This is a genomic window from Pseudanabaena sp. SR411 (genome assembly GCF_002251945.1).
In the GTDB taxonomy this organism is placed as follows: Bacteria; Cyanobacteriota; Cyanobacteriia; order Pseudanabaenales; family Pseudanabaenaceae; genus Pseudanabaena.
Genome location: NZ_NDHW01000045.1, coordinates 52,135 through 74,948, shown reverse-complemented (window position 1 = coordinate 74,948; position 22,814 = coordinate 52,135). Strand labels below are relative to the sequence as shown.

Annotated in this window: 17 protein-coding genes; 5 read left to right on the top strand and 12 right to left on the bottom strand. The window is 42.3% G+C overall.

The annotated features are described in order from the left end of the window. Position 1: 1 nt before the first annotated feature. From B9G53_RS03265 to B9G53_RS03240, 6 genes are all read right to left on the bottom strand, one after another. Positions 2-2,614, bottom strand: a complete 2,613-nt coding sequence (locus B9G53_RS03265; protein ID WP_094529047.1) for a methyl-accepting chemotaxis protein — start codon at positions 2,612-2,614, stop codon at positions 2-4. Positions 2,615-2,683: 69 nt separating this feature from the next. Further along, positions 2,684-5,038 carry a methyl-accepting chemotaxis protein gene (locus tag B9G53_RS03260; protein WP_094529044.1) on the bottom strand — a complete coding sequence of 785 codons (2,355 nt, stop codon included), beginning with the start codon at positions 5,036-5,038 and terminating at the stop codon, positions 2,684-2,686. A gap of 63 nt (positions 5,039-5,101) precedes the next feature. Beyond that, complete coding sequence (locus B9G53_RS03255; protein ID WP_094529041.1) at positions 5,102-5,623, bottom strand: chemotaxis protein CheW; 522 nt, start codon at positions 5,621-5,623, stop codon at positions 5,102-5,104. A 12-nt stretch (positions 5,624-5,635) separates the two neighbouring features. Further along, positions 5,636-6,001, bottom strand: a complete 366-nt coding sequence (locus B9G53_RS03250) for a response regulator transcription factor (protein ID WP_094529101.1) — start codon at positions 5,999-6,001, stop codon at positions 5,636-5,638. Between the two features lie 67 nt (positions 6,002-6,068). Then, positions 6,069-7,280, bottom strand: coding sequence for a response regulator (locus B9G53_RS03245; RefSeq protein WP_094529038.1), 1,212 nt, complete (start codon positions 7,278-7,280; stop codon positions 6,069-6,071). A gap of 399 nt (positions 7,281-7,679) precedes the next feature. Next, entirely contained in the window at positions 7,680-8,924 is a 1,245-nt protein-coding gene (locus B9G53_RS03240; protein ID WP_094529035.1) for a BMP family protein, read from the bottom strand. A gap of 589 nt (positions 8,925-9,513) precedes the next feature. Here B9G53_RS03240 and B9G53_RS03235 point away from each other — a divergent pair. Beyond that, positions 9,514-12,639 carry a PAS domain S-box protein gene (locus B9G53_RS03235; RefSeq protein ID WP_094529032.1) on the top strand — a complete coding sequence of 1,042 codons (3,126 nt, stop codon included), beginning with the start codon at positions 9,514-9,516 and terminating at the stop codon, positions 12,637-12,639. 114 nt (positions 12,640-12,753) lie between these two features. Here B9G53_RS03235 and murF read toward each other — a convergent pair whose 3' ends face one another. The 4 genes from murF to B9G53_RS03215 form a co-directional block, all read right to left on the bottom strand. After that, positions 12,754-14,136, bottom strand: coding sequence for a UDP-N-acetylmuramoyl-tripeptide--D-alanyl-D-alanine ligase (gene murF, locus B9G53_RS03230; protein ID WP_094529030.1), 1,383 nt, complete (start codon positions 14,134-14,136; stop codon positions 12,754-12,756). A 125-nt stretch (positions 14,137-14,261) separates the two neighbouring features. Beyond that, positions 14,262-15,362 (bottom strand): hypothetical protein, encoded by a 1,101-nt coding sequence (locus tag B9G53_RS03225; RefSeq protein ID WP_094529027.1) that lies wholly within the window; start codon positions 15,360-15,362, stop codon positions 14,262-14,264. 376 nt (positions 15,363-15,738) lie between these two features. Next, on the bottom strand, positions 15,739-16,515 hold the full coding sequence (locus B9G53_RS03220; protein WP_094529025.1) for a TrkA family potassium uptake protein: 777 nt from the start codon (positions 16,513-16,515) through the stop codon (positions 15,739-15,741). 139 nt (positions 16,516-16,654) lie between these two features. Further along, positions 16,655-17,989, bottom strand: a complete 1,335-nt coding sequence (locus B9G53_RS03215) for a TrkH family potassium uptake protein (protein WP_094529022.1) — start codon at positions 17,987-17,989, stop codon at positions 16,655-16,657. A 253-nt stretch (positions 17,990-18,242) separates the two neighbouring features. Between B9G53_RS03215 and B9G53_RS03210 the strand changes: the two genes are divergently transcribed. The 3 genes from B9G53_RS03210 (at position 18,243) to B9G53_RS03200 (ending at position 20,129) form a co-directional block, all read left to right on the top strand. After that, positions 18,243-18,626 (top strand): hypothetical protein, encoded by a 384-nt coding sequence (locus B9G53_RS03210; RefSeq protein WP_094529019.1) that lies wholly within the window; start codon positions 18,243-18,245, stop codon positions 18,624-18,626. A gap of 192 nt (positions 18,627-18,818) precedes the next feature. Continuing rightward, positions 18,819-19,268 carry an NAD(P)H-quinone oxidoreductase subunit N gene (locus B9G53_RS03205; protein WP_094529016.1) on the top strand — a complete coding sequence of 150 codons (450 nt, stop codon included), beginning with the start codon at positions 18,819-18,821 and terminating at the stop codon, positions 19,266-19,268. Positions 19,269-19,391: 123 nt separating this feature from the next. Continuing rightward, a complete protein-coding gene (locus B9G53_RS03200; RefSeq protein WP_094529013.1) occupies positions 19,392-20,129 on the top strand; it encodes a ComF family protein in 738 nt (245 codons plus the stop codon). Positions 20,130-20,150: 21 nt separating this feature from the next. On the opposite strand, the gene B9G53_RS03195 is transcribed toward B9G53_RS03200, so the two are convergent. Then, complete coding sequence (locus B9G53_RS03195) at positions 20,151-20,474, bottom strand: DUF1825 family protein (protein WP_094529010.1); 324 nt, start codon at positions 20,472-20,474, stop codon at positions 20,151-20,153. A 222-nt stretch (positions 20,475-20,696) separates the two neighbouring features. Continuing rightward, positions 20,697-20,951, bottom strand: coding sequence for a hypothetical protein (locus tag B9G53_RS03190; protein WP_176453071.1), 255 nt, complete (start codon positions 20,949-20,951; stop codon positions 20,697-20,699). Between the two features lie 304 nt (positions 20,952-21,255). Between B9G53_RS03190 and moeB the strand changes: the two genes are divergently transcribed. Next, positions 21,256-22,428 (top strand): molybdopterin-synthase adenylyltransferase MoeB, encoded by a 1,173-nt coding sequence (gene moeB, locus B9G53_RS03185; RefSeq protein ID WP_094529098.1) that lies wholly within the window; start codon positions 21,256-21,258, stop codon positions 22,426-22,428. Positions 22,429-22,814 lie beyond the last annotated feature (386 nt).

Genomic DNA, 22,814 nt, shown 5'->3' with positions numbered 1-22,814 from the left:
TCTAAGCGTTGACTTTAAATTGAGCGACACTAACTTGCAATTCTTCCGCAACTTTCAGTAATTCGCTAAAAGCATCATTCAGGTTTTGGGCATAACTAGAGTTAGAAGTAGCGATCGCTGCTACGTTTTGAATTGTTTGGCTAGCTTGATCCGAGGTTTGTGATTGCAAAGCGGATGCTTGAGCGATTTCTCTGACTAGTTGGTTAACCTGTTGACTGGAAGCCGAAATATCCGTCAGTTTTTGGCGAGTTTCTTCAACCAATTGCGAACCACTGTTCACTTGTTTTGTCCCCATCGCCATCGCTTTGACCAAATCATTAACCTGCGCCTGAATTTCTTCGATCAATTGCCGAATTTCGGTGGTAGCTTTTGCTGATCGTTGAGCCAGCGCTCGGACTTCGTTGGCAACTACCCCAAAGCCTTGACCTTCTTCCCCCGCCCTTGCGGCTTCAATGGAAGCATTTAGGGCGAGCATATTTGTCTGGCTGGCAAAGCCGCTAATCAGTTTGACGACCTTCGAGATTTTCTGTGAAGCTTCTCCCAACTGCTGCACTTTTCCGGCAGTTTCCGAGACGGTTTCCCGAATCGCAGTGAAACCTTCAACGGTACTATTCATCGCCGCATCACCTTCAAGCAATGCTTGGTTTGCTGATTCCACTTGTGCTTCAGCTAGGACTGCACGCATCTCTACACCTGCGATCAATTCGGTGAGTATTTGGATGCGTTCAAGGGTTTGGGAAATCGCAAGTACCTGTTCTGCGGCTCCGTCGGATACGTTTTGCATAGTTGGTTGATTCTGCAAAACAGTTTGAGATACAGATTGCGAAGCGGATTGGACTTCTAATACTAGTTTGCGAAGGTTTCTAATGGTGGCGTTATAGGAATCGGCGATCGTGCCAATTTCATCTTCTGTTACCTTAGCGCGAATGGTTAAGTCTCCACGACTGATCGGATCAACTTCGATCAGTAATTCCAAGGCTCGTTTTTGGATAAACTCGGTGGCTTTTTTTTGTTCCTGAATGCGTAGCTCTGCTTCAGCCTGAGCAACTTCCTGTCTAGCTTCAGCAATACGTTCAGCTTCTAGTTGCTTTTCGGCAATTAGCAATTCTAGCTGCTCCGCCATGTTATTTAACTCTTGTGATAATGTGCCAATTTCATCACGGCGATCGCTATCGTCCAAGCGCCCACCCATTTCTCCCAGACCAATTTTTTGGGTGAAGCTAGACAAAAGACGTAAAGGACGCGCAAAGGAAATCGCAACAATAATCCCGATTGCACCAGCGACAAGAATTGAAATCCCTGCGATCGCATAGCCTACATTAGATAGGTTACTAACGAATTCTTGAATTTCTGATAGCGGACGACCTACATAAGCAATGCCAACGGGTTTAGCATTCTCATCAATGAGCTTACGGTGATCGTAAAGAGGGGCATAAAATGTGAGGTAATTGATCCCTGTGATGTTTGTTTCCCCAACATATTCCTGTCCTTGTTGAAGTACAGCATCAGAAACCTCACGGGCTGAACGAGTACCGATCGCTCTGGTCTTGTCGGGATTTTTGGTATTGGGATCGACGTAAGGAACATTGGTGGTAACGCGCCAATCCTGAGCGAAGATCGTCGCAGTGGGCATATTGTAGCGCTTAGAGAACTTGTCAACGATGCCATAGTTGCGGTTGAGTAACGCTCCCACCACGGCTGTACCAACGATGCGTCCTTTAACTTTGATCGGGTATACAGCCATGCTGATCAGCCCAGATTTACCCTGTTCAATTTCGTAGGTTCCTGCTGGTGCTGGCTGCTTAGCTTCCGCAAGTCCTTGAATTGCTTGAGGACGAAGACCAATATTGGCAGGTTTTTCTAGTCCTAGGGCTTGTAAATCCGAGGATTTTACTAGTTCGATGCCGTACATTGGTGTACCCGTGGCGATCGCATTTTTGACAATTGGTAAATTTGCCAAATTACTACCAGTGGGGATAGTCCCCTGTTTGTATAATTGCGGAATTAGTTCTAGTTGATCTTTTTGATCTTTGGTTGCAAGCAGTGGGAACTTGGTAAAATCTTCGTCAAGGATGAGCGTATTTCCTTCAATGCTTCGCCCACGGCTATCTGTAACGATTTTTACATTTTTAATAGATTCTGGATCAACACCTTCGCTACTCACTTGTAGCAACGGTTGCAGACTGGCGCGTTTGGATGCTAGTTCTGTAGCATCGTTGAGATCAAAACTATTTGCCTCGATCGCTTTGGCGATCGCTTCGGCATCCTGTTTACTTTCATTATTTGTCCAAAGTACATATTCTGAAACAAAGAACGAACCCTTTTCTTGCACTGAAGTTTTTAATTCTTTAAGGGAAGCTTGCTCTGAGGATTTAACCAGAATTTGAGTGACGATTAATACGGGCAAACCTGAAGCCAATAACAGCACAATCGACAATTTCCAACGTACACTCAAGTTATTCCAAGCTTGGGCTGGTAGTTTCCAGAAGGGAACTCTGGGTTTCAATATAGATGACGCTCTCTCTGGCGATGATATTTTCGTGATTGATTTTAACGATGGAATTTGGGCTGGATTTTCAGAGGGAGGGATTTCTGGCTTGTCTTTAATTAACATAGTCTTCTCTAAATCTTAGGATCAATATTTAATTAGTTTATTCAGTGCTTTGCACTGAATAAACTAAACTTAAGCGACTTTGAACTGAGCTACACTTACCTGTAAATCTTGAGCAACTTGCAAAAGCTCAGAGAATGATCGCGCCACATCTTCAGACTGTTTCGAGGTATCCGCCGCGATCGCCGAGACTTCTTGCATCGTCTGACCCATGCGATCGGAAGTTTTGGTTTGGGTATCTGCTGCGATCGCAATCTCTCGCACAATGGAGTTGACCTGCTTACTGACTGTTGCAATCTGCGTTAGTTTTTCACGGGCATTTTGAACCAGTTTTGTGCCTGTTACTACTTGCTCTGTACCAGTCTCCATCGCCGCAACAACTTCATTGGTCTGGAATTGAATCTCTTCCACAAGCTGTTCAATTTCCGCCGTTGATGTTGCCGACTGTTCCGCCAGATCGCGAACTTCTTCTGCAACCACACTAAAACCACGTCCTTCTTCGCCAGCGCGTGCGGCTTCGATCGCCGCATTCAGCGCTAGCAAGTTAGTTTGAGCCGCAAAGTTACTAATCAAGTTTACAATTCGCGAAATCTTTTGCGAAGTCTCACCCAGACGTTTGACCTTCTTCGCAGTTTCCGAAACAGTTTCACGGATTTCCGAAATCCCTTCAACCGTGCGATTCATTGCGTCGTCCCCTTCTTGGAGAACTGCCACCGCTATTTGCATTCCTTGTTCTGCTTGTTTAGCTCTATTTTCTACACCTCGACTCGACTCAGCCATGAATTGAATTTCCTGTAGCGCTGAGTTGATTGATTCTGACTGTTTCCGCGCCTCATTGGATACCGATCGCACAGATATTTCGTTGCTTGTAGCGGTTTGGGTTACGGACTGCGATGCGCCTTGTACCTCTAGTACCAGCTTCCGTAAGTTGCGAATAATTGCATTATAGGAGTCAGCGATCGTCCCGACTTCATCAGCAGTCACGTTAGCCCTAATCGTCAAGTCACCACGGCTAACAGGGTCTACTTCCATCAACAATTCCAACGCACGACGTTGCAAAAATTCTTTTTCTTGCTTTTGTTGTTCTGCCCGTTCATCCGCCTCGGCTCTAGCTTCTTGACGAGCATTTTCCAATCTTTCGGCTTCCTGCTGCTGAACTTCACTTAGATACTTGAGCTGTTCCGCCATCGAGTTAATATTCGTAGACAAGATCCCGATCTCATCTTCACTGACAACTTCCATGCGAGTATCCAGATCCCCTTGACCGATTTTGGTAACGACATCCGCCGCATCCTGAATTGGTTTCAAACCGCGATTAACCAACAAGGTCGCAAGGAAACCAACGACTAGCGCCGTTAGCCCTGTACCTGTAGCAAAAGCGATGATGATATTTGTGTTGGATCTAAAGGCAAAGTCAACATCGATCGTAATGATGACACCAAGGTTGAGATTAGGCATATTGCGATAGCTGGGTAATGGCACATAGGTTGCGTATTGCTCCTTACCATTAAATCTCTTTAAACGTTCCTCCTCAGTTTTGGTGGTCTTACTATTGATGGCTGAGGCTATCTCCGTGAAATCATCTTGAGCTTGGCGGTTTTCCTGAGATTTTTCTGTGGCAAGAACAATTTTGCCATTAGCGTCAAGGATGTAATACTCATCCTGTTCATCGATACTTCCTTCGATAATTTCACCCAGTCGATCAACAGGAATTTGCGATCGCATTACCCCTATCAACTTATCTGTACCATTCTCTTTTACGGGTGCAGCTACGATCAAGCTAATACTTTTATCAGTCGGTGACAGCATTGGCTGTGTAATAAATGGAGTTCCCTTGGCAATGACATTTTTAAAGAAGTCACTCTCTTTAATGCTAGCGTTGGGGTCTTGCGTCGATGTGGAGCGAATTGTAGTGATTCCATTCAGATTTGCAAAGGCAACTAGGTCATAGACTCCATAAGTACGAGCATAGTCATTTAGCACAGCTTCTCTCTCTGTCTGAGGTAATACCGCCTGTACTTTAGAATTTGCGATAATCGGGTGATCCGCTAAAACTTGAATGTCACCATACCGCTCATACATAAAGCGATTGATCTTATCGGCGATCGCCTTGGTTTTTTGTAGTTGCGTTTCGCGAATTCTTTCGTCTAGGGACACGCTCGACATGTAAGCCGCCACACTACCGATAACAAGCACAGGGAGCGTACTAATCAATACCGCTACCAAGGTTGCCTTGTTGCGAAGCGTTAGCGATCGCCACCCCCATTTTTTTGACTTTTTATTTTGCGGATTGGGTGGTACATCTTCTAGTAAATTTTCTAGAGAAACTAACTCTGTTTGATTGTCGTTGTCCAAATTGCCATTCGGGTTATTACTGTTGTTGAGTGTTTGTGGTTGATTTTTGGGTTGGTTATCTTGTGTCAACATTGCTGATTCTCCGTAATAATCTAAAAAAATATTAAAAAATCTCAAAATAAAATTTATCTATGTCTAGATAATCTGCGCGATCGCATCGCCATCAAGCACTAAAAATGTTTCTTCATCACCACTCAACCAATAGCCCCGACAAACCTGCATCATCTCTGGATTTCCAAAGGTGAGTGCTGAAGTTTGGATTTTGGCAACATCACATCGCATCATCTGCCCTATATGGGAAACTGCTAAGCCAATGACGTTATCTTGGCTACGCAGAAATATGATGTGGCACTTGTCCTGAAATTTTTCCTGTGCATAGCCCTGTGCGTAGAGAGGCTTACATCCCAAAAGGCTAGCCAAATCGACCACCCAAATCACATCTCCACGCCAGTTATATATCCCCATTATGCTCTTGTCCAAACCTGCGATCGCCGTTATTTGCGACAAATTAACCTTGACAATTTCAAGTAACTGATGAGTAGGAAGTAAGGCTTGTTGGTCTAACTCCAAATAGAAGGACAGAAATTGTTCAGTCTTAATCTGGGATTTAGCTAACTGATTTAACTTTTTCTGACTGTCAATCATCTGACTTGTCATGGCGATCGCTTCCTAATCTTTTACTAATAATTTAATTGTGCGAATCAGTTCAGCCACATCCACAGGTTTAGTCAGATACGCTGAAGCTCCTTGTTTCATACCCCAAAACTTATCCATTTCACCACTCTTAGTTGAACAAAGGATGATCGGAATATCCTTCGTGTCAGGTTTATCTTTGAGATCTCGGCATAACTCAAATCCACTTTCATTGGGTAACACCACATCTAACACAATGGCACTGGGCTTCTGTTGGCTAATTTTAGTTCTAGCTTCAGCGCCACTCATCGCCAAGATTGTATTAAAGCCAGCATTTCTAAGACTGCCTGTAATAATCTCAGCTTGGGTCATTGTGTCCTCAACCACTAAAATCGTACTCATATCTAAATTTTTCCCTTTACTTTTACTGTTTTCATTGATGAGTTGCGCGATAATGTCCACAAACTAATTAGTTTTCAGGTACTTGCAAAAACTTTCGCAGTATTTGCAGAACTTTTGCAGGATCGGGGGGCTTACTCAAAAAGTCCGAAGACCCAGCCATCTTCGCTCTTACCCGATCAATCATCCCATCTCGTCCCGTCAAAATGACAATTGGAATTTCCTGAAATGTCGTAGTTTTGCGGAGAAAAGTGCATAGTTCATAGCCATTAGTATTTGGCATCACCAAATCCAGAAAAATCAAATCGGGCTTACGTTGCAATAAAGTACTAACACTTTGCAATGGTTCAGTAATTCCCAAAACTTCATAGCCCAATGGCTCAAGGATACGCCGCATTTCGATCGCCACTTGAGGGCTGTCATCAATACAGGCTATTAAACCTCGCATTGGAATATCCTTGGGCTTATTGGGGAATTTCCAATTTGGTGATGTCCAATCCTCAACCTCTTGAAAAGCAACAATTCCGTCTACTACCAGAGGCAACAGCGATCGCATCACGGCAATCATCGAGCAGTGCATAATAATCGACATATCCCATAGGGTATTTTTGCCGTTTAAAATTTTCTTAAGGGTTTTATAGGTTTTGGTCGTGATTGCGTCAGCCTTGAGCATTACATCTAACTGGTCTGGATTAGCTATATAGGGAGCTAAATCAAAGGAAAACCCCTGAATCATATTCTGTACATGGGATAACCCCGCCTGTTGCCACCTCGTTTGAGCAGCCACAATACTATCTAAAGTCTGGATCGCAGGCAAAGCAACAATTGGCTTAAAAGGCAAAGATTCTAAGGGCTTCCAAGATGATTTTGGCTGCTTTTGATCGCTGAGACTATAAAAAACTTCATGGATACTTGACTGAATAATCGCACGCGCCTGTTCTGTTGTCAGTTGATTGTCATGAATCGCCTTTTCGATTACCTTTAACTCCCAAGCTTCCTTCGTCGGCTCGGCATCTTCAAGTAATTCTTGAATATTTACATGGAGTGAATGCTGGCGGATTGCTCTTGCTAGCCTCCGAACACGATGTTTACCTCCCGTGGCATACACCAGCCGCCCCAAATAAAAATATATGTGCCAAGCAGGATCTTCTTCTTGGTCACCAGCCACCAACAGTTCACCAGTAGCTTGCTGAAACAGAACATGTAACTGCTTCAAATCTTGAATAAACTTAGGTTGAAATTGGGTTGATGTGTCCACTAGAGCAAGTCTGGTAAGTAGCATGTATGAGCAATACCGAAATTCACAGGCAATTAGAATATATTCATTTCTCTTTATTACCCGTTGATATAACTATCTGCTTACTAAGTAAGAACAAGAGGATCACTGAGCAGATATAGCTATAATTAAGTTCATCTATAAAAACAATTTTTTTATTTGAGTGAGTTTTATAAGGCTTGTTTCAGGATAACTACTATACTATAGGAATTATTTTTTTGCTCTAGCTCAACGTCTATTTGAGTAAAATTTAATATTCTTTAGCTTACAGCAATTACCGATCAAACGAACTACAAAAAAAAATTTGAAAGGATTGCCTTGCAATCCTTTCAAATTTTTTCTTGGTTTGGGCTTAAGCAAAAAGCGCTGTAAGCAAATAAACCAAGAACTTGATTGCCGTGCTATCTACTTACTCGAACTTTCAATACCTTGCACTAGTTTGGCAAAGTACCAAATCTGCTGTGGTGTTGCAGTCTCACCAGCTTTTAGAAAAGGAGTTCCATCTTGATAGTTCAGTGGACCTTTATAAAGATCGATGCTGCGATCGCCCAAGCCATTAATAAACTTTGTCAAGAACTGATTGTTTTCAGGAGGCAAAGCCTTACCTTTTTCAAAACCTACCGATGAAGTATCGCGGTTATTCAAATCTGCCCAATTCGGTTTGGCAACAACAAACTCACCCGCAAATTTACCTTCCTTTGCCTTGGTAATCTGCTCAAGATAGGCGGGACCCCAGTTGTAATAGGGAACACCGACACAAATATCTGGAGCAAGGTTACAACCAGTTTTGATATCGTAATGGAGGAATTTAACTTTTTTGCCAGCTTCATTAGCCTTTTTGGTCTGGATGGACACCTCTGGTGTATCGATGCCACTCACTACTACATCAAAACCACTGTTGTAAAAATCATCGGTAACTTTACTGGGATTAAGAGTTTTACCAGGGATGTTGAACCAAAAACCAATCCATACAACTTTAAATTTTAAATCAGCAGGATTCTTTTTGCGATAGGTTTGCCAACAGTATTTAGCACCCAAATAGCTTGCTGAAGCTAGTCTGCGAGTTTCATCATTGATTAGTGGTCCCACATAACCGATTTTACCTGTCTCAGAGCTAAGGGCTGCCGAGCAACCAGCAATCATCTTGCCATACTCAATCTGTGGCATGACATTGCCCAGATTAGGCTGGTTTTTAAAATTCTTCCCTTCCTTCCAAGCATAGTCACCACTGGCATGAATGACAGATATATTAGGATGTTTTTTGGCAGTTGCTAACGCTTCGTCTTTAAAATCATCTGAATTAAAAATTACGAGTTTAGCGCCCTTATTGATGAGTTCATCAGCTACTTGCGAAGCTTTAAGATTAGGGCGATCGCCAGGATTAACCTGATCCACATACTTAAACTGAATACTTGCTTGCTTTTCCATTACATATTTAGTTGCTTCGTAATGGGCTTGATTCCAACCAGAATCATTTCTGGGACCAACTAAAATCATTGCCGCCTGAAAGTCCTGTCTGTCCGACGCAGAAGTTGTAGAGACAGGTGTAGAATTACTGCTACAAGATCCAGCTAGCATTCCCACTATTGCTGTCACCCACAAGCGTTTGGCAGAAACTACAGCAGAACTTTTATTAACAACTAATTTCATGGATTTATGTAACAAACATGTACCCTAAGAAGACTAGCAATAGCTGTAACAAATATGTGGTAAATATTTGTTACAGCTATTACCAACCAAACCATCTGATAGAGATTTCTTTATAGTCCTATCTTTATATAGCAGTCCTAAATCATTTGTAGATTTTTGGGTTTGTGGAAGCGCACCCCGAAGGGGTGCGCTTCCACAAACCATTTAGGATTGTTATAGTCCTATAGCGATCCTAAATGAGTTGTAAGATTTTGAGGATTGTGAGAATCCTCGCCTTCGGGACTCATTCTCACAATCCATCTAGGATCGCTATAGGATTAAGCAAAAATTTTGAATTTTTGTTTTCAAATGAGTACATAAGTAGATGGGCTTAATTAATTACAAAACTCAAACCCATAAAGTTGCGCTCCGCAGGGGCGCAACTTTATGGGTTTGGGTAATTTATTCTGCACAAGTACTTACTTATTGGAAAACCGCTATAAGTACTTATCCTGTTTTGTGATGATTAAACAAAAACTTAAGAACTTAAAGTAGAATTTGGCTAAGGGATGTTTAGATATAAATCTTATAAAATTCTGCGGTTGCACCTATGTATGCTAATAGTCAGGAAGTGTCACTTGAACAGGCGATCATTCGTTCTCCCTTAGTGATCTCAGCAAGTGCGACAGTTGCAGATGCGATCGCCTTGATGAGCGTAGGTAGTCAATCTTGCAATCTATTATGTGAAATTGACTCAGAGACAAATTTACAATTAGCCCATGCTCAAAATAGTTGCATTTTAGTAACCGAAGAAAAAAAACTAATTGGGATTTTGACAGAACGTGACTTAGTTAAACTCTGTGGACAATCAGCCCAAAATTCAACATGTAATCTAATTGAGACGGCAATCTTTGAGGTGATGACATATCCAGTTCAATCACTATTGGAATGGGAATTTACCGATATACTTGTGCCGATCAACCGCTTCCATCGTTATAACATTCGACATTTGCCCCTAGTAAATGATCGTGGTGAAGTTGTTGGGTTACTCACCCATGAGAGTTTGCGGCAGTTGTTGCGACCTATCGATATGTTGCGCTTGCGTCAGGTTCAAGAGGTAATGATTACCGATGTAGTTTATGCAAAGCCTACAACTTCAGTCTCAAAAATTGCGAACTTGATGCTAGAGCAGAAAGTTAGTTCGGTAATAATTGTCACAGACTGTGATGGTGGTTTATGTCCTGTAGGCATTGTTACTGAAGGCGATATCGTTCAGTATCTTGCTTTAGAGTTAGATCTAGTAACAACATCTGTAGATGTAGTCATGAGCTTCCCTGTAGCGACAGTCAGTCGAGATGAGACCTTGTGGGCAGTGCGGGAGACTATGCAAGAGCGGATGATTAATCATTTAATAGTTACTGATACCAATGGACAAATGGAGGGAATCATTGGTCAAAGCGATCTGCTAAGGACACTGCAACCAACTGAGATTTATAAATTAGTCTCTGTCCTAGAAACAAAAATGTCACGACTAGAGCAAGAGAAACTAGAACTACTCCAAAGCCAAAATAAGTTATTAGAGAGTCAAGTGCAGGAACGGACATCGGCACTAGCTGATAGTAATAATATGTTTCGTCAATTTGCTGACCATAATCGGGCGGTGATCGTTATTCGTGAAGCTCGATCTAATAAGGTTGTGTATGTGAGTCCTAGATATTCAGAAATATGGGGGCAACCAAGTGAGAATTTATGTCAAAATCCTAATATATGGATGCAATCAATTCATCCTGAAGATATAGATAGAATTAATCAAGCTCATGCTTTAACTGCTGATAGTGGAAACTTTAGTGAAGAGTATCGGATTGTGCTTCCTGATGGAGAGATCCGATGGATATGGGGACGCTGTTTTCCTTTAAAGAATGCCTATGGGAAAATTGAACAAATTGCGGCTGTTGCTGAAGATATCAGCGATCGCAAAATCGCGGAAATATCCTTGCAGCAGAGTGAACAACGCTTGAGAGCCAGTGAATCTCTTTTAAGTGCGATGTTTGAACGCTCAGTTGTGGGTATGGCGATTACTGATGCTAACGGTAGATTTGTGCGGACTAACCCTTTCTATCAACAAATGGTTGGCTATTCTGAAAGTGAATTGCAGTTAATGCGATTTACTGACAATATGCTGCCTGAAGACATCGAAGATAACTTGAGGTTGCGTACTCAAGTCCTATCTGGGGAAAGTGAAGGCTATCAAATGGAAAAGCGTCTTTTACATCGAGATGGCAAGATATTGTGGGTGAGAACAACTAGTTCTAAAATCTTAGATGAAGTCGGTCAGCCACCACTTTTTGTTGGTGTTATTGAAGATATTAGCGATCGCAAACAGGCTGAAGAGTCTTTGCAAAGTGCGGAAGTCGAACGCCAAGAGGCGATCGAAGCTCTCTATCAACTCAATCAGCAGTTAGAGTCGAGGGTGAAGCAACGTACTCAAGAGCTTCAGTTCGCCAATCAACAATTAATAGAAACCAATACTGAGTTAGCTAGAGCTACTAGACTCAAGGATGAGTTTCTTGCCAATATGAGTCATGAACTCCGCACACCGCTCAATGCAATTTTAGGAATGTCTGAAGGTTTAATGACGGGTGTATTTGGAGATATAAACGAACGCCAGATGCGATCGCTATCGCTTATCGAAACTAGTGGTCGGCATCTGTTGGCTTTAATTAATGACATTTTGGATGTTGCTAAAATTGGGGCAGGGAAATTAGATTTAGAACTTAGCTCTGTAGCGGTGGAGTATCTTTGTAAATCTAGCCTCAACTTTGTGAAGCAAGTTGCTAATCAGAAAAATATTCAGCTCAAATTGGCGATCTCACCTAATATCCAGACAGTCCTAGTTGATGAACGCCGCATGAGGCAAGCCCTGATTAATCTGCTCAGCAACGCAGTCAAGTTCACTCCTAAAGATGGAATGGTCTCCCTAGAAGTGAAGCTTCAGAGGATAGAAGTACCAGAATTAACTACCGAATGTTCCTATGTGCTAATTTTCTCAATCATCGATACAGGTATTGGTATTTCTCCAGAAGATATTAGTAAGTTATTTCAAGCTTTTGTCCAAATTGATAGTAGTCTAAATCGACAATATGCAGGTACAGGGCTAGGACTCACCCTAGTCAAACAGATTGCAGAACTGCATGGTGGATCTGTGAATGTCACTAGCCAAGTTGCTGAGGGAAGTTGTTTTTCGATAGTTCTGCCCTATAGAGAGAGCGTTAACTTAAATAACATCAGTTCAAAGCATGATTTAGATGACGATCATCACTGTGCAAACACTTTTGATAACAGTTTAGAAAATAGTTTAGCGATTAATGCTTTGATTTTGCTAGCAGATGATAATCCAAGCAATATTGAAACTTTCTCTAATTATTTAATTAGTCGCGGATATCGGCTAATTTTTGCAACTAACGGTCAAGAAGCCATTGATATGATCATTGACCAAAGCCCTGATCTAGTGCTGATGGATATTCAAATGCCAGTCCTAGATGGGATCAGCGCGATCGCCCAGATTCGGTCAAATCCCAATATTAACAATGTTCCGATTGTCGCTTTAACTGCTCTTGCTATGGCAGGCGATCGCGAAAAATGTTTAGCGGTTGGGGCAAATGAGTATCTCGCCAAACCTGTGAAACTATCGCATCTAATCAGCGTTATTCAACAACTCCTACAAAAACGTGATTAATGGAGGGGTATACACTATTACTGCAAGAAATTTTTGGAAAGTGTTGCGAAGTAACACTTTCCAAAAATTTCTTGCTTTTGATTTGATCGCAAAGCGCTGTAATTACAAGGCAACCTATTGCCAAGTTTGGCGAAATGCTTTGACCACTTGATCCATACCAACCGATCGCGAAGCCTTGAAAAGAATCCGATCGCCACTTTTGACTTTTTGTAAAAGCGTCTGCGTAATATCTTCATAGGAATGACAGGCGATCGCATGTTTTAACGATCCATTGGCTCCCGCTAAAATTGCATCCGCCTCACCATCGGTCAAAATAATCGCTCCTTCGATTCCCAATTTACTAATCGCTTCACCAACTTGACGATGTAATTGAGTAGACATTTCTCCCAATTCCTTCATTGTTCCTAAGACAGCCCAATGACGCTTGGCTGGCATATCAGCAAGTTGTCTTAGAGCGGCTAACATTCCTTCAGGAGAAGCGTTATAAGTCTCATCGAGAATGATCACATCTTGAGGTAACTCGTATAATTGCGCTCTGCCAAAGGGTAGATCGAGTTTCCCAATACCTTGAGTTGTCTGATGCCAGTCAAGATTTAGAGCCTTGAGAACGGCTAAACCTGCCAAGAAATTTAAAGCATTATGCCGACCGGGTAAGGGTAATTCCCATGTCAAACCCTCTACCTGTAAATGGTTGTCAATCAGTTCCCCATTGATATCGCCAGTTCCCAAACCATAGGTGATCGTTTTACCCTGCCAAACCTTGCTCGCAGTTTCCAATAAAAGGGAATTACTAGCATTCAAAACAACCGTGCCATTGGGAGGTGTCTCCGCTAACAGTTCACATTTAGCTTGGGCGATCGCCTCCCTTGATCCTAATCGGCCAATATGCGCTGTCCCGACATTGGTGATTACGCTTACCGTGGGCAGAGCCGTTTTCGCAAGACGCTCAATTTCGCCTAAACCACGCATTCCCATTTCCACGACCACAAAATCATCCTGATCAGGAGCGATCGCTAACAGGGTTTGCGCTACACCAATATCATTATTATGATTAGCCTGACTCTTGTGGACTCGATGATCAGATGCGACATAGCAAGCCAACATACTCGCAATAATTTCTTTAGTAGTAGTTTTGCCCACGGAGCCAGTAATCGCTACGACTGGGCGCTCAAACTGCGTTCGCCACCAACGCGCTAGATCTTGATAAGCCGCGATCGTATCGTCAACTGCTAAGACAGGTAAACCTGTAGCAGCATTGGAACTAGCCCACTCACGACTAACGATCGCTGCTACTGCGCCTTGGGCGATCGCCTGAGCCACAAATCCATGACCATCGAAATTTTCACCTATTAGAGCCACAAACAACTCACCAGCTTTGAGTTTGCGACTATCGGAAATAACGCCCCTTATCTCTTTGTTTTGCGCGTTTTCGTCAATATTGGCAACCGTTGCCGATGTGATGGCGATCGCTTGGCTAATCGTACAAATACAGGTCATGCTTAATTTTTTCTGTTCGTAGCTGTTCTAAGCTGAGGATTGAAAACCTGACCTTAATCAGAAAGCCACACAAAGCATGGCTTTCTGATTAAGGTTATGGCTTAATATCATTAGCTTTATTATTATCAGGCTTCGGGCAGCACATCATCACCAAACATTTCATTCAAAATTGTGAGATAAGGCTCAAACTCTTGGACATGCTCTTCGGCGAGATGGTGATGCATTTCTTGAGCAAGTAATCTCAACAAAGTACGGACTAGTTCCCAACTAACTTTTAAAGGTGGATAGAGCATGATACAGAGGGGGAAAAGCTCTTGCTGAATTGAAGAAACACTTTTTTCCAGCACACATAGACAAAGATAAACTTGGAACATCTCAATATCACGCAAACTGGAAATACGAACTTGAGGCGAACTCAGCACACCGCTATGGCACTGATAGTCAGAATGCATAATCAGGGTTTTCTGAGAAACTTGCCGCGCGATTTCACTGGTTAATGTCAGCAAATGACGCACAGATTCCAAAGCGGTATCCTCATATTCCAAATTTCCAGCCGCTTCGTAACATCTTTGCAAGGGCATGTAGAGATGATCGTCAATGACTTTGAAGTAGGAGTTCACCATCAGTTTCTCTAGGGGTGGCAGTGAATCGAGCAGTAGCTGTCCACTGTAATGAAACTGCATACTCACAAATCCGATTGCCCTTGGATCAACCGATGTGTATTTTTTGCGAATCTTGCCAACACTTTGGGCGATCGCTACCGAAAGTTGTCCAATTGTTGGCAGTTGTGTGTGACTTTCTAGCCTTAGATTCTGCCCATCGGTATTCAAGTCTATTTGGACTAGACGAGAATGCGAATTTTCTGTGTATATGTTGAGAGCTTGCTCCAATAAAAAACGAGAATCTGTGGCGATTTGCCAAGGATCGATCAGATCTGCGGAAATACCGTGGGCTTGCAACTGTCCCATCAGTAGATTTTCAGTCTTCGCCCATGCTTGAGCGCTGGAAAAACGCAAAGACTGCAATAAATTCGCCGCAGTAGTTTTACGTCTCTCTGGTGAGAGAATTTCCCCCAAATTATTAGATTGAATATCTTGCTTCGGTGAATCCGCTTGCAGATTTTGAATATACTTCTTTGCCCAAATATTCGCGAGAGTCGGAACAGAAGCACTGCTAACATTGTGAAAATCTTCCGCTAGATTATCTACAAGGGTATGTCTGATCATTTAGGCTCCGAAGGTAAAAAATTTTTTAAAATTATTCACATTATATTTCGTGTGCCCAAAATAGTTAAGGTTTAGTTAAAATACTTATCAGGATTAGATTTCCACTCAATTAATACCAAAACATAAAATGGCGTAGCCATTTTATGTTTTTAAAAACCTTACTGGGTTTGGTCTTTAGTTCCCGAAAGTGTGGCAACACCTTTGGGAATTGGGATAAGATGTGAGCATAAACAGTGTCAAGTGATCCCAAAGTATAAATTGCTTACGCATCTGGGAAAATACCTCCCAATAGAGGATGGCGGCGCAAAGCACCGTCATCCTCTATTAGATCTGAACCAGCCATTAAACCTGAGACAAATGACATTTCTATCTTTTTCTATTTGAGCTTGACTTCTGATGATTGATGAAATGGTAACTGAGTGGTTACAGAAGTTCCATCGGTATTAAACAAATCACAGGAAATAGGAAGACGACTAATATTTTTGTTACTACCAATCACCACGATCGCTGATCCTTTGAGGAGCTTTTGATTAGGATCGGGGTTAATTTCAAATTTTTGATCATGACTCACAGCAATCACATTTACACCATAGTGACCACGTAGCTTTAGTTCGAGAATCGTTTTACCGTCAAATTCTTCAGGAACCATCACTTCGACAATACTATTATCTGGATCGAGTTCAAAGCGTTCTAGAATTCCTCGCTGCGTAAGTGATCGCGCCAAAGCCCTCCCCATTTCTGCTTCAGGATAAACAACGAGATCGGCTCCCACTTTTTTCAGCAATGTGCCATGGACTTCTGATGAAGCCTTGGCAATTACATGTTTTACACCTGCTTCTTTGACATTGAGAGTGGTAATAATACTCTCTTCTAAAAAATTACCGATCGCCACAATCACCGTATCAATTTCGAGAATGCCAGATTCTTTAAGAGCGAGTGGATTAGTGGAATCTAACTGAATGCAATGGGCTGCTAGGTTATTGGCTCGAACGTTAGAAACACTCTCTTCATCTTTGTCAGCAGCCAATACTTCATGCCCCAATCGATCAAGAGTAGAACATACCGATCTTCCAAATCGACCTAAGCCAATCACGGCAAATTGCTTATTCTCATGGCGTAGGCTGCGAAAAAAACTCAAAGAAGATATATCCACAAAATTTTCCTGTATTCTGCATTGTGCTGTGATGGTGGATTTTACTAAAGGCTTTTCTAGGCAAAGCTTTTAGTAAAATCTAATGCTGCTTTAATTTTATATATTACTAAAAACAGCACGTAGAAATGTCTTTAGGAGTTCAACCGACTAGCATTGACTCTTTAGGATATTTAATCAGACTCGGACGGGTATCAGTAAAGATCGCTGCCATCAGTAGTAATATGCCAACTCTCCCAATATACATGGTTGCAATTATTACAAGTTGTCCTGCCCAAGACAAAGAGGATGTAATCCCTGTGGATAAGCCTACTGTCGCAAAGGCGGAAGTTGCTTCAAACAGGATACTAATAAAGCTGATATTGCGATCGGTCAGCGATAGTAAACCTGTTGAGCAAATCACGGTAAACAATGAACCCACAGCCACACCAACAGCCTTTAAAATCAGACCATTTGGGACTTGGAGCTTGTAAATTGTCACCTCATCCCGACCTTGCAAAGCGGCACTCGTACAGCTAGCTAAAATTCTTGCTGTAGTGGTTTTAATACCGCCACCCGTACCACCAGGGCTTGCCCCAATAAACATGAGGGCGATCGTGATAAATATCCCAGTTACAGTCATTTTGCCATTATCAATCGTATTAAACCCAGCCGTGCGCGTAGTTACCGACTGAAACCAAGCACCGATAATCTGATCAAACAATGGTAGTTTGCCTAAAGTTTCACTATTATTAAACTCTGTTAACCAGAAAAATATAGTTCCAAACAATAGCAAGGCGATCGTCGTACTAACGGCAACACAAAAAGTTAGGCTAAAGGAGATATATTCGCGATCGCGTGAAAATTTGGTTCTTAACCATAGATATCCTTCTAAAATCACCTGATAGCCAATACCACCAAAGATAATCAGTAAGCCGATAATAATGCTGACTACTGGTGTATTCACATAACTCATTAAGTTATCGGTAAAGAGGCTAAATCCCGCGTTGTTAAAAGCATTGACACTATGAAAAATTGCTTGCCAAACGCTATCGATGAAGCTCATCTTTTGATTAAAGATGGGAATTAGAACCAATACTCCAGTTAGTTCAAACAGCATGGTCACGGCAATGATTGACTTTACCAATTGCAGTCCTCCACGAATGCCAGTGGTATCTAGGGACTGTTGCAAGGTCACTTTGTCACGCAGACTAAACCTACGCCCAATTAGTATCATTAGCACGGAAGTTGCCGTCATATAGCCCAAACCGCCTACTTGGACTAATACCACTAAAAATAGTTGTCCCCAGAAGGAATAAAATTTACCCACATCAACTACGGATAGCCCTGTAACACACACAGCCGAGGTGGATGTAAACAGAGAAGTTATTGGATTAGACCAATTACCACTGCTAGAAGATAGAGGTAGCATTAGTAAAAATGCCCCGAAAGTGATTACAGCCAAGAAGCCAAGACAAATTGTTCTAGCAGGGTTCACGTTGATTCCGCAAATATATCCAGAAGTTACAAAATTAATTCTATAGCGATCATTGGAAATATAAACTATGCAAATCAAGAAGAGAGGGGGCAGCGCTTCGAGATGCCCCCCTCTCTTCTTAGTTTTTTACAGCTAAACCCCTAAAGGGATTTGATTTTATGGTTAACCATACCCAAGGACAGAAGGGCAAGATCAGATAAGAGTGTTACGATCGCTACATGCAAATAAAGGGTAAATACAGGGACTGAAACTCATGAAATACTACACATTTGGCAATAATTTTCCCAATGGCGGTGGTGGTGGCGATCGCTGGTCAGGTGTGCGCTTTTGGCTGACGACTATGCTTGTTTTTTGGGCTTTTAGTGCGATCGGGCTAGGCTGGTTGGTTAACTCCTTCTTCATCTTGATTGGTCTAGTTACAGTTGTCCCTGTAGTTTCCTTTTTGGGTTTGCAATGGTGGATTAAGCGCAGCATCATTACCGCAGATTGTCCTGTATGTGCTGCGACTTTTAATGCTTCAAAGTCAAGTCAGTTTCAATGCCCTAGCTGTGGCGAACCCTTGCAAGAACAGCAAAATAAATTTGTACGGCTTACCCCACCAGGCACGATTGATATTGATGTCCAAGTTGTTGACTGATATGCGGCGCTTTGCGCTGGACAAATTTTTAGAAAGCAAAAGGATGCGCGAAGCGCATCCTTTTGCTTTCTAGGTATGGATTAAAAACCAAACCCAGTAAGGGTTTTAAAAACACAAAATGGTGTAGTCATTTTGTGTTTTGGTATAAAATACTGTTAGCTGTATATTTATCATTTAGCCTAGGATGTCACCATGCCCTTGATTGCAACCGATAAAATTGTCAAAGACCTAGAGAAAGCAGGTGCTTTAGCAATGCGCGTTCCTCCTGAAGGTGGTTATGAAGGTCGCTACCAACTGCGCTTGAAGAACGCAGGTTATGAAATTCTCTTCATTACGGCGCGTGGTTTAGGCGATATAAGTAGTTATCTAACGGATGTTCATGGTGTGCGTCCCTCTCACCTTGGCAAAACTGAAATTCGCACATATTTTATTCCGCCTGCGATCCAATTTCGACTCAATGCTTTACCCGCAAAGTCCAAGGGTTTAGTCGTGTGGCTGATTGAAGGTAAATATCTCTCTAGGCAAGAGTTAGAGACACTCAGCCAGATCCCCGATCAAGATCCGCGTGTAAAAATCGTGATTGAAACTGCTAGCGATCGCCAAGTCACTTGGCAACCGCTTAAACAAGCAGTTGCTGCCTAGCTTTTTAGTCAAATTGGCAACCGCTTAAACAAGCAGTTGCTGCCTAGCTTTTTAGTCAAAAAAACAATAGAGAGTTGCGGCGCGAAGCGCCGCAACTCTCTATTAAGCGATTATCCAAAAATCATGAACTGGTTCACATCAATTAGCAAAGGTTTAAGGATTGATCGCTTAGCAAATGTCGTTACAGATTCACTTTGGCAAGCTAATTGTCCATTATGCAAACGTCCTGCCGATCGCATTTTATGCAAAGACTGCGATCGGCAAATAACTGCTTATCAATCACCAGAATTTTTACAAAAAGATTATCCCATTGACCCAAAGATTCCACTTTATAGCTGGGGAATTTACGATGGCACATTGAAGCGGGGCATCGCTGCTAGCAAATATGAAAATCATCCTGAAATTATGGAACTGATTGCCGAAAAAATCGCTGAAAGATGGAAGCGATCGCCAGATACTAGGGAATTTACTCAAAATTATAAAAAACTAGCAGTGGTTCCGATTCCTCTCCATGACAACAAATTAAAATCGCGAGGATTTAACCAAGCTGAAATTCTCGCCCGTCGTTTTTGTGATCTGACCGCAATGCAATGCACTCCCCAACTGTTGCAACGGGTCAAAGATACTAAAGCGCAAATGCAAACCAAGACTATCCAAGAGCGTGAGCAAAATTTATCTAAAGCCTTTACAGTTCCCTCAGCCCAAGTTTCTCAACGGACAAACTCGCGATCGGTAATTCTATTTGATGATATCTATACGACTGGTGCAACTATCCGCGAAGCGATCGCCACTCTTGCCACCAGTAAAATGACAGTGCGTGGTGTAATTGTGATTGCACGCCCGCAATTTAAAAGCCAATAGCTAAAAGCTACGAGCCATTAGCTAATTATGAAGTTCAAGTTCAGACTTCATTTTTTCAAGAGTTATGTTCATCTGGTCAAACATTTGCTGGGGCGTAATGCCAAAATTGCCCAACTGATTTTCCAATTGCTTGAGGGTCATCTGCGCCATAAAGTCATCGGATAATTCAAACCGCTTCATAAAAATTTTATAGCGATCCATCATCTCTTCCATTTTTTCAATAAAGAGAATTTTGCCTTCGCGATCAAACTTGCCATAACTACCGCCAAGCTGAGTTAAGGCTTGATAATCTTGAAATAGATTGCGGGCTTCATGTTGAACAATTTCAGAATCAAAAAATGCCATTTTAATGCTCTGCTTTACTTACATCTACAATTTTTCTTACATCCATTCTAATTTTACAAGCTAGGTCAACTTTACAGAAATTAACCGAAGTGGGGATATCACTATAAAAAGCCCAAAGAGTATTGGCGGTGCTTTGCACTGTCATACTCTTTGGGCTTTGTTGTTATGGTCAGCACCGCAGGCACTGACCATAAAGTTCTTTCAAAGCAAGAACTTTATGGCTCAAGTCATAATTGGCACTGCGCGATCGCGTTTTCGCGGCAAAAACCTAACTGAAACTCGCTTTAAATCAAACTTTTCTTCTAGCTCGTGAACATAGTCTACGGCTTCGCCCTCATGTTCACGATTGTCAAGGGTTTCTAATAGGGTGAGGATTTCGTTGTCTAGTCCGGGCTTACCGATGAATAAGTGCATCAGAGTTTCGCAATTATCATCATCAGGGTAAATCGGAATGTAGTAAATGTAAGGGGTATCCATAAGCTCCATAATACTGCGTGGATTCAGTCACACTTTAATTTTTTGCAATCTAAACTTTTGTAAATCTTAGATCGTAGTTATGGCAGTTAAACCAACTGCAACAAAGATACAACATTGCATTAAGTAGCTGAGCATAATTAAAAACCAGAGCCAAAAACTATGGCGCACGCGCAGCGTGCGCCATAGTTTTTTAATTGCGTCTAGCTACTTAAAGCGTAAACTAGGAAACTACAATAGAAATACAAAAACACGCCAAACCAGCGTAAGCGATCGCTTACGCATTCAAAGTGCGATTTATTTAATCATGCTCAACCCAGACCCAAATTCGATTCAACTCACCCAAGATGACTACGAGCGCTACTCCCGTCACCTGATCTTGCCTGAGGTTGGCGTAGAAGGACAAAAGCGCCTCAAGGCTGCCAGCGTACTGTGCATCGGTACGGGTGGCTTGGGTGCGCCTTTGTTGTTATACCTTGCTGCCGCAGGGATCGGACGTATTGGCATCGTGGACTTCGATGTGGTGGATACCTCCAATCTTCAGCGTCAAGTCATTCATGGCACTAGCTGGGTCGGTAAACCCAAGATCGAATCGGCAAAAGCGAGGATCTTGGAAATCAACCCCCATTGCCAAATTGATTTATACAATACGCAGTTATCCTCAGCCAATGCTTTAGAGATCATGGCTCCCTATGACATTGTTGTCGATGGTACGGATAACTTCCCTACGCGCTATCTCGTCAATGATGCTTGCGTATTGCTTAATAAGCCTAATGTCTACGGCTCAATTTTCCGCTTTGAAGGACAAGCAACTGTCTTCAATTATGAAGGTGGTCCCAACTATCGCGATCTCTATCCAGAACCACCACCACCAGGATTGGTTCCCTCCTGCGCTGAAGGTGGCGTGTTAGGGATTCTCCCTGGAATCATTGGGGTGATCCAAGCTACTGAAACTGTCAAGATCATTCTAGGACAGGGAAATACTCTGAGTGGGCGTTTGTTACTTTACGATGCCTTAAAGATGACTTTCCGCGAACTCAAGCTGCGTCCTAACCCAGTCCGTCCTGTAATCGAAGAATTGATTGATTACCAGATGTTCTGTGGTATTCCTCAACAAAAAGAGACTGAAATGGAATCACAAAAAGCGATCGCTGAAATTACGGTTAAAGACCTCAAGGAAATCATTGATGCTGGTGCATCAGACTATGTAATCATTGATGTCCGTAACCCTAATGAATGGGAAATTGGCAGAATTCCGAACACTGTACTAGTACCTTTGCCAGAAATCGAAAATGGCAATGGTGTAGAAAAAGTTAGAGCCTTGCTTAATGGGCATAAGTTGATCGCGCATTGCAAAATGGGTGGGCGATCGATGAAGGCTTTGGGCATTCTCAAACAGGCTGGCATTGATGGGATCAATGTACAAGGTGGTATCAACGCATGGAGCGATCAGATCGATCCTTCAGTTCCAAAATACTAACAGATCAGAAAAAACTAAGTATATATCTAGTCTTTTTCTAAGCTAAGTACCTGTGCAGAATAAATTAGCCAAACCCGTAAGGTTACGCCCCTGCGGAGCGCAACCTTACGGGTTTGAGTTTGTAATTAATTAAGCCCATCTACTTATACAGTGTAAGTTTTGTAACCCAAAAGACGAGTGGCGGCGCGAAGCGCCGCCACTCGTCTTTTGGGTTTTGATTTGTCAGAGCTATCTCTTGCGTTGCTATATAACTTTTTCCCACCCAATAATTAGGGGTGCGGCGCTTTGCGCCGCACCCCTAATTATTGGGTTTTAATGTCAATTTTTAGGCTGAGAAGGGATTACCAAGAAAGGAATGAGCAACAGCAACAAGAATTTAAACAACT

Coding starts and splice junctions, on each gene's coding strand:
- B9G53_RS03210 (WP_094529019.1), top strand. CDS start 18,243: ATGAAATACTACACATTTGGCAATAATTTTCCCAATGGCGGTGGTGGT.
- B9G53_RS03225 (WP_094529027.1), bottom strand. CDS start 15,362: ATGATCAGACATACCCTTGTAGATAATCTAGCGGAAGATTTTCACAAT.
- B9G53_RS03200 (WP_094529013.1), top strand. CDS start 19,392: ATGAACTGGTTCACATCAATTAGCAAAGGTTTAAGGATTGATCGCTTA.
- B9G53_RS03235 (WP_094529032.1), top strand. CDS start 9,514: ATGTATGCTAATAGTCAGGAAGTGTCACTTGAACAGGCGATCATTCGT.
- murF (WP_094529030.1), bottom strand. CDS start 14,136: ATGACCTGTATTTGTACGATTAGCCAAGCGATCGCCATCACATCGGCA.
- B9G53_RS03245 (WP_094529038.1), bottom strand. CDS start 7,280: ATGCTACTTACCAGACTTGCTCTAGTGGACACATCAACCCAATTTCAA.
- B9G53_RS03260 (WP_094529044.1), bottom strand. CDS start 5,038: ATGTTGACACAAGATAACCAACCCAAAAATCAACCACAAACACTCAAC.
- B9G53_RS03205 (WP_094529016.1), top strand. CDS start 18,819: ATGCCCTTGATTGCAACCGATAAAATTGTCAAAGACCTAGAGAAAGCA.
- B9G53_RS03255 (WP_094529041.1), bottom strand. CDS start 5,623: ATGACAAGTCAGATGATTGACAGTCAGAAAAAGTTAAATCAGTTAGCT.
- moeB (WP_094529098.1), top strand. CDS start 21,256: ATGCTCAACCCAGACCCAAATTCGATTCAACTCACCCAAGATGACTAC.
- B9G53_RS03240 (WP_094529035.1), bottom strand. CDS start 8,924: ATGAAATTAGTTGTTAATAAAAGTTCTGCTGTAGTTTCTGCCAAACGC.
- B9G53_RS03265 (WP_094529047.1), bottom strand. CDS start 2,614: ATGTTAATTAAAGACAAGCCAGAAATCCCTCCCTCTGAAAATCCAGCC.
- B9G53_RS03190 (WP_176453071.1), bottom strand. CDS start 20,951: ATGGATACCCCTTACATTTACTACATTCCGATTTACCCTGATGATGAT.
- B9G53_RS03195 (WP_094529010.1), bottom strand. CDS start 20,474: ATGGCATTTTTTGATTCTGAAATTGTTCAACATGAAGCCCGCAATCTA.
- B9G53_RS03250 (WP_094529101.1), bottom strand. CDS start 6,001: ATGAGTACGATTTTAGTGGTTGAGGACACAATGACCCAAGCTGAGATT.